A 14720-nucleotide genomic window follows, 5' to 3' on the forward strand; every position below is an offset into this window, starting at 1 on the left:
GAAGGGGGAAGTGTGTCTGAACGACGGGAAGTGGTTAAAAAGTAGGCAGTTTAAACCGTGCCAATAGGTTTTTAGTAGCATTACGTCTTGGGTAAGATACTTGCTGAGGTGCTATGAGAAATCCGGGTTAGCTTGGCTTCTTAACATTGTCGACAGTTTCCCGTAGAATCGCGCTCATCCACCAGGCGCTGTTTGTCAAGCGTCTGTCACGTGTCCGAACGCCTCACCCACCGTGCTAGCAGTCGTTCGGCACCACTGAGTCATCACTACCAAGAAGATGAGAGGGCCCCAACGTGCTTGAAGCTTACCGCCAACATGTCGAGGAACGCGCCGCAGAGGGCGTCCCCCCCAAGCCCCTGACCGCCGAGCAAGTCGCGGCCTTGATCGAATTACTCAAAGCGCCCCCGGCCGGTGAAGAGGAATTCATTCTCGACTTAATCACCAATCGCGTTCCTCCCGGTGTCGACGAAGCCGCCTACGTCAAAGCTGGCTTCTTGACGGCCATTGCCAAAGGGGAAGCGACCTCTCCGCTGATCGATAAAATTCACGCGGTCAAACTGCTCGGCACCATGCAAGGCGGCTACAACATCGTTTCGATGGTAGAGCTACTTGATAATGAAGAGCTAGCCCGTGAAGCAGGTGAACAGCTGAAGCACACCCTGCTAATGTTCGATGCCTTCCACGATGTGGAAGAGCGTGCCAAGAAAGGCAACGTCGTTGCCAAAGACGTGATTCAATCCTGGGCCGATGCCGAATGGTTCCTCTCCAAGCCCGCGCTAGAAGAGAAAATCACCCTGACCGTCTTCAAGGTACCCGGTGAAACCAACACCGATGACCTCTCCCCCGCCCCGGATGCATGGTCACGCCCCGATATTCCGCTGCATGCCAACGCCATGCTCAAAAACGAGCGCGAAGGCATCGAGCCTGAAGTACCGGGCTCCACGGGCCCGCTCAAGCAGATCGAAGACGTCAAAGCCAAAGGTTTCCCAGTGGCCTATGTCGGCGACGTCGTCGGCACCGGCTCTTCGCGTAAGTCTGCTACCAACTCCGTGCTGTGGTTCTTCGGTGACGACATTCCTTATGTCCCGAACAAGCGCGCCGGTGGTTTCTGCTTCGGTGGCAAAATTGCGCCTATCTTCTTCAACACCATGGAAGACTCCGGTGCGCTGCCCGTAGAAATGGACGTTTCCAAACTGGAAATGGGCGACGTCATCGACGTTTACCCCTATGAAGGCAAGGTGTGCAAACACGGTACCGATGACGTGCTGACCACCTTCGAGCTGAAAACCCAGCTCATTCTCGACGAAGTTCGCGCAGGTGGCCGTATTCCACTGATCATCGGCCGGGGCCTGACCGGTAAAGCGCGCGAGTCGCTAGGCTTGGCGCCTTCAGACGTTTTCCGACTGCCCGATCAGCCGGCCGATACCGGCAAAGGCTTTACGCTAGCGCAGAAAATGGTGGGTAAGGCTTGCGGCATGGACGGCGTTCGTCCCGGCATGTACTGCGAACCGAAGATGACCACCGTAGGCTCCCAGGACACCACGGGCCCGATGACCCGCGACGAGCTGAAAGATCTTGCTTGTCTTGGTTTCCAAGCCGATCTAGTCATGCAGTCCTTCTGCCACACGGCGGCTTATCCGAAACCGGTTGACGTAGACACTCACCACACCCTGCCGGACTTCATCATGAACCGAGGCGGCGTTTCGCTGCGCCCGGGTGACGGCATTATCCACAGCTGGCTAAACCGCATGCTGCTGCCGGATACCGTGGGCACCGGCGGTGACTCGCACACCCGCTTCCCGCTGGGCATTTCCTTCCCCGCCGGTTCGGGCTTGGTCGCGTTTGCGGCGGCCACGGGCGTGATGCCGCTGGATATGCCGGAATCCGTTTTGGTGCGTTTCAAAGGCAAGCGCCAGCCGGGTGTCACGCTGCGCGACTTGGTTCACGCCATCCCGTTGTACGCCATCAAACAAGGCCTACTGACCGTCGAGAAATCCGGTAAGAAAAACGCCTTCTCGGGCCGCGTACTGGAAATCGAAGGCCTGGAAGACCTCACCGTCGAGCAGGCATTCGAACTCTCCGATGCCTCCGCCGAGCGCAGCGCCGCTGGCTGTACCATCACGCTGTCTGAAGAGAGCGTGACGGAGTACCTGAAATCCAACATCACGCTGCTCAAGTGGATGATTGCTAATGGCTACGGCGACGAGCGCACCATCAGCCGTCGTATCGAAGGCATGGAAGCGTGGCTGGCCAATCCGAGCCTAATGCGCGCCGACAAAGACGCCGAGTACGCCGAAGTCATCGAAATCGATCTCTCTGACATCAAAGAGCCGGTTTTATGTGCACCGAACGACCCGGATGATGCGCGTCTTCTGTCCGACGTGGCTGGTGAGAAAATCGACGAGGTGTTCATCGGTTCGTGCATGACCAATATCGGTCATTTCCGCGCGGCCGGTAAGCTACTCGAAAAACAGCCTGCGGGCAGCCTGAAAACCCGTCTGTGGCTCGCACCGCCGACCAAAATGGATCAGCATCAGCTGACCGAAGAGGGTTACTACGGCATCTATGGCCGTGCAGGCGCTCGCATGGAAATGCCGGGATGCTCTCTGTGTATGGGTAACCAGGCACGCGTTGCCGCGAAAAGCACCGTCGTGTCCACGTCTACACGTAACTTCCCGAACCGTCTAGGCGATGGTGCCAATGTCTACCTCGCCTCAGCAGAGCTGGCAGCGGTTGCCGCTGTAGAAGGTCGTCTGCCCACCGTTGATGAGTATCTGCGTTACATGGGCGAGTTTGACGCCCTGGCAGGCGAGATCTATCGTTACATGAACTTCCACGAAATCGAGGAGTATCAAAAGATTGCCTCGAACGTGATACCGGTCGCCCAAGAGGCCTGATAGCCCGTGGCACCGACCCATCGCCGATGCTCGCAACATCGCAGCCAGGCTAATCCCTCGCTGAGTCGATGACAGAACGCCCCTTCCTTCGATGGTAGGGGCGTTTTTTTATGGCACATTCAATCAAGGAGTTACCCATGACAACGACAAGCGCAGTGATCACCCCCGATCTATGCGATGCCTATCCCGAGGTAGAGGTACTAGAGCCTCTCTTCGCTAACTTTGGCGGTGTCGACAATTTTTATGGCCCCATTCGCACCGTGAAATGCTTCGAAGATAATTCGCTGGTTAAACAAGCCGTGGCGGAACCAGGCGAAGGGGCCGTCCTGGTGGTCGATGCGGGTGGATCGCATCGCTGTGCCATGTTAGGCGATATGTTGGCAGAGAAAGCCGCACAAAACGGCTGGGCGGGAGTCGTCATGTACGGCTGTGTACGAGATGTCGATATTCTTGCGACACTGCCTTTAGGTATCCAAGCCCTCGGCAGTCACCCCCGCAAAAGTGACAAGCGCGGTGAGGGCCAGCGTGACCTTGCCGTGACCTTTGCAGGCGTTACGCTTAGGGTTGGTCAGTGGCTTTATGCTGACAACAACGGCATCATCATCGCCGAACAGCCGCTCAAACTCTCTTAGCATACTTGCCAGGGGTGGCAGAGAGTGCCACCCTGAAGCTTTACTTTGACACTTTCGTGACCATGCAGCCGCTCACTCTATTAGGCCACGCCCTTCTTCGTACCCTGCGAGACCACCTTCGACCACTGATTGCTTATCACCTACTGTTTACCTTACTGGCATCCGCTCTGCTGCTGCCTACGGTTGCCTGGCTGTCGCAGCGTTTTCTAGCACAGCTAAACCGCACGGTGGTGACCACAGACGCCCTACTCGCGCTGCTGTTCAGCCCACTGGGGTTACTGGTCATGCTCGTCGGCTTCGGCCTGACGTTTTTACTTATCTACTGGCAGCAAGCGGGTATGTTACATGTCGCTGTCAGGCCGAAAGACCATCACTACCGACTGGCCCTGGAGGCACTGTGGTTAGGCACGCGACGTCTGCCGGCGCTAGCCGTGCTGGTCGTTTTACAAGTCGGAAGTCATCTCCTACTTCTGGCCCCCTTCATGGTAGCGCTCACATGGCTCTACGATCTTTGGCTAAGCGGCCTCGACCCTTATTACCTGCAGCGCATTCGCCCCCCCGTTCTGTGGTATTTTCTGGCCTGTGCGCTACCCATCGTTCTGCTATGGATGCTGCTAGCCGCTTGGCTTTACCTGCGCTGGCTACTGGCGCTGCCGCTCGTGGCATTAGAAGCCTACTCGCCTCTCCAGGCGCTAAAACACAGCGTGCATTTGACCCGCGGCTGGCATCGCTCGATTGGCGCAGCCGTCCTCATCCTGCTGGCCATCATCATTAGCTTGCCGATCCTCACTACTTGGCTATTTGACAGCGTGGTCACCCCGCTACTGTGGTGGCTGCCGGAACACAATGCCCTGTTGATACCGGCCATGCTGGTCTACTTGACCGGCTATGTGCTCATCACTCTGGCCATGACGTTTTTGGGGATTACCACCAATGCCTTGCTGTCGGCGTGTCTGTATATGCAACTCGCCCATCACAAAACACGTCCGGCACCGCCATCATCCAATGCCCATACGGGTCGCATGGCCTGGGCGCTGGAGCTCTGTGTGCTGCTTCTCGCTGGCCTGCAGGCGTGGTGGATTCTCAACAGCTTTGACATTCGCGACAACGTCACCATCATCGCCCATCGGGGTAGCTCCATGGTAGCACCGGAAAACACCCTGGCCGCCGTATCACAAGCACTAGAAGATGGCGCCGACGCCGTTGAACTCGATGTACGTTTGAGCGCCGACCAGCAGGTCATGCTCTATCACGATCGAACGCTCGCCCGCCTTACTGGCGACCCAAGGGAATTCGGCGATCTGACTCGTCGTGAACTGAGCGAATTCGATGTCGGCAGTTGGTTTGGCGATGCTTTTCAAAACGAGCGCATCTCGGGGCTGGATGACGCTCTTGGCATCGTGCGCGGACGGGCGTCACTAATGATCGACATGAAAGCGTTACCGGGCCAAGAGCAGATGCTTGCTCAAGCCGTCATCGATGCTCTCCAAGAAGAGAGCGATCTGCGCTATCGCTGTTGGGCCACGCAGCAAAGCGCCCTGAGCGGCATGACCGCTTGTGGCTTTCCCAACGCGCTGATGGAGATGCGCATCGCGACCATGTCGCCTGATCTGGTGCGTTACATCAAAGCAAGGGCTCCCGAACTAAGGGTTACGCTGCTGGCGCAACTGATATTGCCAGGCACCCTGGATCGCCGCCAATTTGACGCCCTGGGCTTGCGCCATAATCGTATAACGGGTCAAGAGGTCAGCTTGGCGGCAAGCTTTGGGTATGAGATCCATGCTTGGACGGTCAATGATCGAGCGAGAATGTCGACACTCATCGATTTGGGTGTCGATGCGATCATTACCGACTACCCTGACCGGCTTCGTGAGCTAATAGAAGACCGCCGATCTCTGAGCGACGGCGGCCTCATGCTGGTCAAACTTCGCAACTGGCTACGCCAGTGAATCGGGTTCACTCGCCCATGACAACGCCTTCACGGCGAGGATCGGCTCCGCCAAATAGAGTGCCATCCTCCAAGCGCCGAATCGCTTGCAGGCCGCTTGTCAGCTCACGTTCGCTGACGGTGTGACCACGTTCGCGCAACGCTTCGATGGTCGAATCTGGAAAACGCCCCTCCTCTAGATAGACATCACCACCCAGCGTGATGGCATGAGGTAGATTGAGCGCTTCTTGAGCGTTCAGCCCCCAATCACGCATGGCCGCCAGGGTGCGCGCGGTATAATGAATGATGGCCGCGCCACCGGGAGACCCCAGGCTCGCCACTAACTCGCCGCTTTCTTGATCGAAGACCAGCGTAGGACTCATGCTTGAGCGAGGACGTTTACCTGGCTCGACACGGTTGGCCACCGGCTGACCATCGATTTCTGGGGTAAAAGAGAAATCCGTCAGCTCATTGTTGAGCAAGTAGCCGCCCGGCAAATCGGTGCCGCCGTCCGCTAACAGCCGCGATCCAAAGGCCTGCTCGATGGTGGTCGTCATGGCAATCGCATTGCGGTCGGCATCGACGATACTGATATGACTCGTACCGTACTCAGGCTGTTCCGGCTGGCTGGCAAAGCTGACGGCCAGTTCCCCTGGGTTGCCCGGCTCGGCGCTCTCACCCATGCTCTCGTCGCCAATCAATTGGCTGCGCTTGTCCAGATAATCGGGTGCCAACATCAGTGACCAGTCACCGCCCGGCGCGTCGACGAAATCAGGATCGGCGATGTAACGTCCACGGTCAGCAAAGGCGAGTCGAGAAGCTTCCAAGAACTGATGCAACCAACCACTGCTGGACACGCCATCCTCCAACGGCGCTTCGAGCAGCGGCTGCTGATCCATCATGCCCAGAATCTGCATGACGGTAAGATGACCAGATGAGGGCGGAGGAAAACCACATACTTCCCACTGCTGCCAGGGCGTACACAGCGGCTCACGCGCTAACGACTGATAACCGCTGATATCCTCCAGCGTCATGGTACCGGGCCGCAGGGGGTGTGACTGCACTTGCGCTACCAAATCCTCCGCGACCGCTCCCTCATAGAATGCGGCGCTTCCCTCATCCGCGATACGGCGCAAAATGGCCGCCAACGCAGGATTTTTCAGGGAGGTGCCGACTTCAAGCGGTTCGCCCTCGGCGGTGTAATAAAATGCCCGAGCACGCTCGTTCTGTCGCAAGGCCTCGTCGTTGGCAAGACTGGTATGCAGTCGCTGACTGACGGCAAACCCCTCCTCTGCCAACGTGATGGCGGGTGTAAAAAGCTCTCGCCAAGGAAGCTGACCGTGCTCAGCGTGGGCCTGCTCCAGCATGCGGACGGTACCCGGCACTCCCACGGAGAGACCACTGGCAACGGCGCCCATGAAGGGTAACGGCTCACCATTTTCCATGAACAGTTCGCCTGTCACCGTGGCAGGGGCCGTTTCACGCCCGTCATAAGCTTGCACATCCGCCCCGTCAAAGTGCATTAGAAACGCCCCGCCGCCGATACCGCTGGACTGCGGCTCGACCAGCGTCAGTACCATTTGCACGGCGACTGCCGCATCAATGGCATTCCCTCCCGCCTTGAGCACTTGGTAGCCTGCATCGGTGGCCAACGGGTTGGCAGCGGCCACGGCAAAGGTCTCGGCTGCCCAGCCAGGTTTCTCTTCGAAACCCGATCCAACTTCTGGGGTAATAGAAGGGGTTTCGTAGCTAAACCCCCAACTCACCATAGGCACCAGCAGTAAACCAGTGAGTGAGAGAGCCCTTGTTGGACGCATCGCTTTTCTCCTTGAACCTTTGCGCAGACGTTAGCCACCCAGACGAAAGCGCCCGGTTGACCTTCAAACAACAGCTTAGCCTATAAAACGAGGACGCCCGGCACAATGGCCGGGCGTAAAATAGCAAGCAGGCTAATTTCAAGATCGCAAGCTTAGGCGATGGTTTCCCCCGCTAGCATGAACCACGTTTCGAGCACGGCGTCAGGGTTGAGCGACACCGAATCGATCCCCTGCTCCATCAACCACTTGGCAAGATCTGGGTGGTCAGACGGCCCTTGGCCACAGATACCCACGTACTTTCCTTTCTCCTTACAAGCTTTGATCGCCATGGCGAGCAGCTTTTTCACTGCAGGGTTACGCTCGTCGAACAAGTGCGCCACGATGCCTGAATCCCGATCCAAGCCCAGCGTTAACTGGGTAAGGTCATTCGAGCCAATGGAGAAGCCATCGAAATACTCGAGGAACTCGTCCGCCAATAGCGCGTTGGCGGGCAATTCACACATCATGATGACCTTCAAACCATCAGGGTGCTCATCACCGCCACGCTGCAAACCGTTAGCCGCTAGCAGATCGACCACTTCACGCGCTTCATCCGTGGTACGGACGAACGGCACCATGATTTCGACGTTGGTCAGCCCCATGTCGTCACGCACACGTTTCAGCGCGCGACATTCGAGCTCGAAACAAGGACGAAATGCCTCGGAGATATAGCGAGAAGCCCCACGGAAACCCAGCATGGGGTTCTCTTCACCGGGCTCGTAGAGCTTACCGCCTATCAGGTTTTCATACTCGTTGGACTTAAAATCCGACAACCGAACGATCACGCGCTGCGGATGAAAAGCGGCAGCTAGCGTGGAAATTCCCTCCACCAGCTTATCGACGTAGAAGCTCACCGGATCGGCATAGCCAGCAGTACGTAGATCGATGACCTGCTGAAGATCCGCAGGCAGCGTATCGTACTCGAGCAGCGCTTTCGGATGCACGCCAATCATGCGGTTGATGATGAACTCCAGACGCGCCAAGCCGACACCGGCATGAGGCAGACTGGCAAAGCCAAACGCACGATCCGGATTACCCACGTTCATCATGATTTTGAACGGGATTTCCGGCATCGAATCGACGCTGGACACATTACAATCAAAAGCCAATAGCCCTTCATAAACGTGGCCAGTATCACCCTCCGCACAGGAAACCGTCACGTCGATGCCTTCCTGCAGCTGCGTGGTAGCGTCGCCACAGCCCACCACGGCCGGAATGCCCAGCTCACGCGCGATGATCGCCGCGTGGCAGGTACGGCCGCCGCGGTTGGTCACGATGGCCGATGCGCGCTTCATGATCGGCTCCCAATCAGGGTCCGTCATGTCGGTCACTAGAATGTCGCCTTCCTGAATTTTGTCCATTTCGTCAGGGCTAAGAACGATCTTGACCGCCCCTCGCCCGATACGCTGACCGATGGCACGACCAGTAATCAGGGTGCGGCCTTTCTCACGCAGTTGAAAGCGCTCGAGCTTGCCACCCTCTTGCTGAGACACCACGGTTTCAGGACGTGCTTGCACGATGTAGAGCTTGCCGTCGTCACCGTCCAGTGCCCACTCGATATCCATGGGGCGTTGGTAGTGCTGCTCGATGATCACGGCCTGGCGCGCCAGATCCATGACCTGCTCATCATCAATACAAAAGCGACCGCGGTCTTTAAAGGGCACATCGACAGTTTCGACGGACTTACCGGCACTGGCATCTTGGCCGTAAACCATCTTGATCAACTTGGACCCTAACGTACGGCGCAACACCGCCGGACGGCCGGCAGCCAGGGTGGGCTTGTGAACATAGAACTCGTCAGGATTGACGGCTCCCTGCACCACGGTTTCGCCCAGCCCCCATGAGGCCGTGACGAACACGGCATCACGGTAGCCCGACTCCGTATCGAGCGTGAACATCACCCCGGAAGCACCCGTTTCGGAACGCACCATCTTTTGGACGCCCGCTGACAGGGCCACGTTTTCGTGGGCATAGCCACGGTGCACGCGGTAAGAGATTGCGCGATCATTGAAGAGCGAGGCAAACACTTCATGCACGGCGTGCTTGATGTTGGCAAAACCCTCGATGTTCAAGAAGGTTTCCTGCTGCCCTGCAAAGGAGGCATCGGGCAGATCTTCAGCCGTGGCAGAGCTGCGCACGGCCACTTTTAGGTTAGGATGCTGCGCCTGGAGTTGCTCATAGGCATCACGCAGGGATTTTTCGAAAGCGGGGGGCAGCGGTGTCTCGATGATCCATTGGCGGATCGTTTTACCAGCTTCAGCCAACGCTTTGACGTCGTCGACGTCTAGGCGAGCGAGCGTGTCATTGATGCGGTCGTTCAAGCCTTCATGGGACAGAAACTCACGATATGCGTGGGCCGTGGTCGCAAAACCGCCGGGCACCGTGACGCCAACACCCGACAAGTTGGAAATCATTTCGCCTAGCGAGGCATTTTTACCACCCACGCGTTCGACGTCTGCCATACCTAGCTGATCGAACCACAGAATGTACTCTTCCACGCAACCCCCTCGCTCTCAGACTCTGTTGCAACCCATCAGGGCGACACTGTTAGACGCTGACACCCTAGCATTGCGGGGCCCTATTCGCCATTGGTCTAACAGCGAAGGGAGTGGAGGATTTTTACAACAACGATCGAATATGGCTGTTTTATGTAGTGGCAAGAAGCATTGTGCTGATGGAAGAGGCAGCCCACAATAGACGCTTAACGCATCTCTAGCTGGCGGAACAGTTTATGAAACGAACGGCCTTTTTCATTTCCGATGGTACAGGCATTACCGCAGAGAGTTTGGGTCGCAGCTTGCTGGCCCAGTTCAGCGATGTCGAGATCAACATGCTGACTAAACCTTATATCGATACCGTGGAAAAAGCCCAAGCGCTGGCGGAGGTCATCGAGTCCACCGCTATCCGCGATGGTCATCGGCCAATCATCATCGATACCATCGTGGATCAAAACATCCGTAACGTCATTCGCCAGGCGTCGGGCTTCAAGGTCGATATTTTTTCGACGTTCCTGGAGCCGCTGGAGCAGGAGTTGGAAACCCACTCATCGTATAGCGTCGGGCGCACTCACTCCATTGGCAGCGACGACGTCTATATGGACCGTATCCACTCGGTACACTTTGCGCTCGATAACGATGATGGCGCACGCACCCATCAATACGACAAAGCCGACATCATTTTGGTCGGGGTGTCTCGCTGCGGCAAAACCCCGACGTCGCTATACCTAGCGCTTCAGTTCGGCATTCGCGCCGCCAACTATCCGCTGACCGAGGACGACCTCGACGAAGACGGTCACCTCAAGCTCCCCAAAGCCTTAGCTCCTCATCGACACAAACTGTTTGGTTTGACCATCGATGCCCGTCGGCTATCGGCCATTCGTAACGAGCGACGGCCCAACAGCCGCTACAGCTCAATGGATCAGTGTTTGCAGGAAGTAGAGCAGGCAGAATCGCTGTATCGAACCATGCACATTCCGTTCATCGATACGACGCGGTTTTCCGTGGAGGAGATTTCAACGCGAATGATTGCGGAGACCGGCCTAGCAAGGCGTTTCTCTCCTCGCTAGGCGCGGATGTGATTACATGCCCTTAGGCGCAAAAATCCCAGGGGCATTACGCCAATAGCCTTTGTAATCCATACCAAAACCGAAAACGTAGCGGTCGGCCACCTCCAAACTGCAGTAGTCGGCTTTCAGTCCCGGCACTGCTTTACGGTCATGCTGTTTATCGACTAATACCGCGGTCGTGACACTGGCGGCCTGTGCCTCTTTGCAGTATTCGAGAATAGCGGCCAGTGTCGCGCCTTCATCGAGAATATCATCGACGATGACGACGTGACGCCCCGCCATCGGCACCTCCGGAGAAACGCGCCAAAAAAGCTCACCGCCGCGCAACTCGTTGCGATAACGAGTGGCGTGTAGATAGTCCACTTCCAATGGAAAGCCTAGACGTGTCAACAAGTGGCCCGTGGTAATGAGACCACCGTTCATGACACAGTAAAACACCGGCAGCTTGTCGCCCAAGTCACGCGTGATCTCTTCGGCCATGCGATCCAACGCTCGCTCTACCTGCTCCTGTGATATCAGGCAATCCGCGTTATCCATCAACTCACGCATGGAATCCAACGATTCAAGCGCTTCTTTATCCAACTTGGACATGCTCCATCTCCATAAAGACGTCTTAACAGATAACGGTATAAAATTAATTCGCCAATGCTTCTAGCTTGGCATGAGTGCGCCGCCAGCGCCCAAGGGCAGCCAGGGCATCGATATCAGGTCTCGCACGGCCATAACGCAGTTTGGCAGGGCGTTTGTTCGATACCCCTTCACAGGCGTGGACGACCTCAAGAGCAGCGGCACGATCGTTACATATCAGCAGCATGTCGCAGCCAGCCGTCAAAGCTGCCTTGGCGCGCTCCGTGGGTCCACCGGCTTCATGCGCCCCGGTCATGCTCAAATCATCCGAGAAAATACACCCTTTGAAACCCAGCGATTCGCGTAGCATGCCCAGCCACGTTGGCGAAAACCCAGCGGGACGTTTATCGAACGCCGAATAAATGACATGGGCTGGCATGACGCCGTTTAAAACGCCCGCAAGTTCACGAAACGGCACAAGATCGCGCGCTTTCAATTCGGCTAGCGGCCGGTCATCGACGGGTAGCGCCACGTGGGAGTCTGCCGCCACGCCCCCATGCCCGGGAAAGTGTTTACCCACAGCGGCCATGCCAGCCTCGTGCAAGCCCTCGATAAACGCATGGCCAAGTTTGGCTACGTGAATAGGGTCACTGCTAAAGCTGCGCTCACCAATCACGCTGGACACGCCACTCTCAACGTCCAATACGGGGGCGAAGCTGATATCCAATCCGCAGGCGGCCATCTCCATGCCCAACAGCCAGCCGGTATCTTTGGCAAAACTCACACCCGCGACCGGGTCGCTGGCGAACAGCTCACCCAGACGCGCCATAGCGGGTAGCCGGGTAACGCCCTGCTTGATTCGCTGGACACGCCCCCCCTCTTGGTCGATCCCCAGTAGCAAATCGCCTCTCACACGACGAATACTGTCGCACAGCTTGCGAACCTGATACGCGTCTTCGACGTTACGAGCAAACAAAATCACACCGCCTACGGCAGGATCTTTTAGCAGGCGCTTGTCAGCGTTGGTTAACTGTGGCCCTTCAAGGTCGAGCATGACCGGGCCAATGGGTTGCGTCATGATGGTGAGTCCAACAAAAAGGGCGCCATTCTAGACTAACCGCTTGGCGTGTCAAAATTCTGGCGCGACGTCCTGTGGGTGGGCTTAATGCAGCCAAACCGGCGTACCGGGCTGGGCGTGATCGAATAGGAAATGTAAATCGTGATTGCGCACGCGTATACAACCGTGTGAGGCTGGCGTGCCCATGGGCTGATCCTCTGGGGTGCCATGCAAGTATATGTAGCGCCGCTGGGAATCGACGTTTCCCCCGCGATTCACGCCGCGCTCCAAACCGCATAGCCAAAGTATCCGCGTCAGGATCCAGTCACGCTTGGGGAAGCTGGCCGCGAGAGTTGGCGAATAGACTTCGCCCGTCCAACGGCGCCCCTGAAATACCGCGTTATCGGGGCAGCCTTGGCCAATCGATGCGCGAACGTAGTGCCAGCCAAGCGGCGTTTGACCGCTGCCCTCTTCCTGCCCAACGCCTGCCAGCCCCGTCGAAATCGTACACTCATGCTGAATATCGTTACCTTGCCACCAGCAGAGTCTCTGACGCTGGGTATCGATCTCTATCCAACCACCGTGTGTAGGCGGCAGCTCAGCTAGCTTGGGCGTTTCCATGGTGACCCTCTTCAACCGCGGCGGGCAACGGCGCATTCATGGCGGCGACCACGACGGGCCGCAGGCGTCGTACCAGATCTCGCACCGTGACCTGTTCTTGGTAATCCTTGGCGGCGATATCACGCAGCGCATCCAAGCCTGACAGCGTGAATATCACCGTTCCCAACATAAAGTGTAGCCGCCAGAAACGCTCAGCGTCCGGCAGGTCTGGGGTCGCTTGGCGCACCAGCTCGGTGAAGCGCGTAAACACGTCGCCATATTGCTGCTGAATATAACGCCTTAAATGCCCCTGAGCCTGGCTATACGCCAGACCCAGGAGCCTCATGAACACTTTCAGGCTATTGCGTTCTGCCGGGACGGCCAACACCGTGGTCGCCATGGTCTCAAGCAGCACTTCCAAAGGAATCGGTTGACCTTGATGGCGCGTCTCGAGTTCATCCAGTGCCGTATGAAAACGTGCCGAAAACGGATCGAGATAGCGAGCGAACACCGCTTGAATCAGTGCTTTTTTGGAACCAAAGTGGTAGTTGACGGCCGCCAAATTGACGCGTGCCTTGCTGGTGATATTGCGCAGCGACGTCTCGGCAAAGCCTCGCTCTGCAAATAGCACCTCTGCCGTGTCCAATATACGCGTTACCGTATCTGATTGGGCCATCTCGCCCTCCAAAAAACAGGTGTTTTAAACAACGCTGCATACTATGACATATGTTTGACAGGCTCAATCACTTATCCAGTTCGCCAACGGTCCATGGGCGGCGCCTTCTTTACCTAGCTTTCAAAGAGCTCGCTATGTACTGGCGTTTGTCATGGACCATGTACTGGACAGAGCAACATACTGTATACTTAAACACATACTGATTAAGCCGACATGTAGCTACTGTCTTTTCACTGTTTTGGAGTTTGGTATGTCTCGTCCACTCACAGCACGTCAGCAGCACGTATTTGATTTCATCGTCAAAACCATGGGTGACCTGGGGTACCCGCCAACGCGCGCTGAAATCGCCAAGGCGCTGGGGTTCCGCTCTCCAAATGCTGCCGAGGAGCATTTGCGTGCGCTCGAGCGTAAAGGCGCCATACGCATCATTCGAAATACGTCGCGGGGAATTCGGCTACCGAACCAGGAGGTGCTGGAACCTAGCGAAGTGCCAGCAACGACAACGGCCGCCTCCGAGCCTGTACCCAATGGGCTACCCGTGATTGGCGAAGTTGCCGCCGGTAGTCCAATCTTGGCTGCCGAACACATAGACCGCTACTGCCCGCTTCCAGCCGAGTATTTTACGCCCAAAGCCGATTACCTATTACGTGTACGCGGCCTCTCCATGAAAGATGTCGGCATTTTGGAAGGCGATCTTCTGGCCGTTCATCGCACTGATCGCGTACGCGATGGCCAGATCGTCGTAGCACGGTTAGAAGACGAAGTGACGGTCAAGCGTTTTAAACGCCAGGGCCATCAAGTCACGTTGATCGCCGAGAATGCCGACTTCCCACCGATCGAGATCGATCTGCGCACCCAACAACTGGATATCGAGGGTGTCGGCGTCGGCGTTATTCGGGGCGGAAACGGACAAGCGCTCGGCTGAGCTGAGGCCGTGGTCAGA

At 56.9% G+C, this 14720-nt stretch carries 11 protein-coding genes; 5 read left to right on the forward strand and 6 right to left on the reverse strand.

All coding sequences use genetic code 11. The features are described 5' to 3' along the window. The first annotated feature begins 293 nt into the window (after positions 1–293). The 3 genes from acnB to MHM37_RS13960 all read left to right on the forward strand — a co-directional run bounded on the left by acnB (position 294) and on the right by MHM37_RS13960 (position 5478). Entirely contained in the window at positions 294–2897 is a 2604-nt protein-coding gene (gene acnB, locus MHM37_RS13950; RefSeq protein WP_153843875.1) for a bifunctional aconitate hydratase 2/2-methylisocitrate dehydratase, read from the forward strand. 137 nt (positions 2898–3034) lie between these two features. Further along, complete coding sequence (gene rraA / locus MHM37_RS13955; protein ID WP_153843876.1) at positions 3035–3529, forward strand: ribonuclease E activity regulator RraA; 495 nt, start codon at positions 3035–3037, stop codon at positions 3527–3529. 62 nt (positions 3530–3591) lie between these two features. After that, entirely contained in the window at positions 3592–5478 is a 1887-nt protein-coding gene (locus MHM37_RS13960) for a glycerophosphodiester phosphodiesterase family protein (RefSeq protein ID WP_231125663.1), read from the forward strand. A gap of 7 nt (positions 5479–5485) precedes the next feature. On the opposite strand, the gene ggt is transcribed toward MHM37_RS13960, so the two are convergent. Both ggt and ppsA read right to left on the reverse strand, forming a co-directional pair. Continuing rightward, positions 5486–7273: a gamma-glutamyltransferase gene (gene ggt / locus MHM37_RS13965; protein WP_239297107.1), complete on the reverse strand. Its 1788-nt coding sequence runs from the start codon at positions 7271–7273 to the stop codon at positions 5486–5488. Between the two features lie 152 nt (positions 7274–7425). Further along, the gene (gene ppsA, locus MHM37_RS13970; RefSeq protein ID WP_153843879.1) at positions 7426–9810 is read right to left on the reverse strand and encodes a phosphoenolpyruvate synthase; all 2385 of its coding nucleotides are present in this window, start codon (positions 9808–9810) and stop codon (positions 7426–7428) included. A gap of 233 nt (positions 9811–10043) precedes the next feature. Between ppsA and MHM37_RS13975 the strand changes: the two genes are divergently transcribed. After that, the gene (locus tag MHM37_RS13975) at positions 10044–10877 is read left to right on the forward strand and encodes a pyruvate, water dikinase regulatory protein (protein WP_139528040.1); all 834 of its coding nucleotides are present in this window, start codon (positions 10044–10046) and stop codon (positions 10875–10877) included. A gap of 12 nt (positions 10878–10889) precedes the next feature. Here MHM37_RS13975 and MHM37_RS13980 read toward each other — a convergent pair whose 3' ends face one another. The 4 genes from MHM37_RS13980 to MHM37_RS13995 form a co-directional block, all read right to left on the reverse strand. After that, positions 10890–11468 carry a hypoxanthine-guanine phosphoribosyltransferase gene (locus MHM37_RS13980; protein ID WP_139528041.1) on the reverse strand — a complete coding sequence of 193 codons (579 nt, stop codon included), beginning with the start codon at positions 11466–11468 and terminating at the stop codon, positions 10890–10892. A 43-nt stretch (positions 11469–11511) separates the two neighbouring features. Then, on the reverse strand, positions 11512–12522 hold the full coding sequence (nagZ, locus tag MHM37_RS13985; protein ID WP_239297106.1) for a beta-N-acetylhexosaminidase: 1011 nt from the start codon (positions 12520–12522) through the stop codon (positions 11512–11514). An 84-nt stretch (positions 12523–12606) separates the two neighbouring features. Continuing rightward, positions 12607–13122, reverse strand: a complete 516-nt coding sequence (locus tag MHM37_RS13990; RefSeq protein WP_139528043.1) for a L,D-transpeptidase — start codon at positions 13120–13122, stop codon at positions 12607–12609. Then, on the reverse strand, positions 13100–13777 hold the full coding sequence (locus MHM37_RS13995; RefSeq protein ID WP_139528044.1) for a TetR/AcrR family transcriptional regulator: 678 nt from the start codon (positions 13775–13777) through the stop codon (positions 13100–13102). Before MHM37_RS13995 ends, MHM37_RS13990 begins: the two co-directional genes overlap by 23 nt. A gap of 250 nt (positions 13778–14027) precedes the next feature. Between MHM37_RS13995 and lexA the strand changes: the two genes are divergently transcribed. Next, positions 14028–14702, forward strand: a complete 675-nt coding sequence (gene lexA / locus MHM37_RS14000; RefSeq protein ID WP_139528045.1) for a transcriptional repressor LexA — start codon at positions 14028–14030, stop codon at positions 14700–14702. The last annotated feature ends 18 nt before the right edge of the window (positions 14703–14720 follow it).

The sequence above is a fragment of the Halomonas sp. MMH1-48 genome, from assembly GCF_022348105.1.
Classification (GTDB): Bacteria; Pseudomonadota; Gammaproteobacteria; order Pseudomonadales; family Halomonadaceae; genus Vreelandella; species Vreelandella piezotolerans.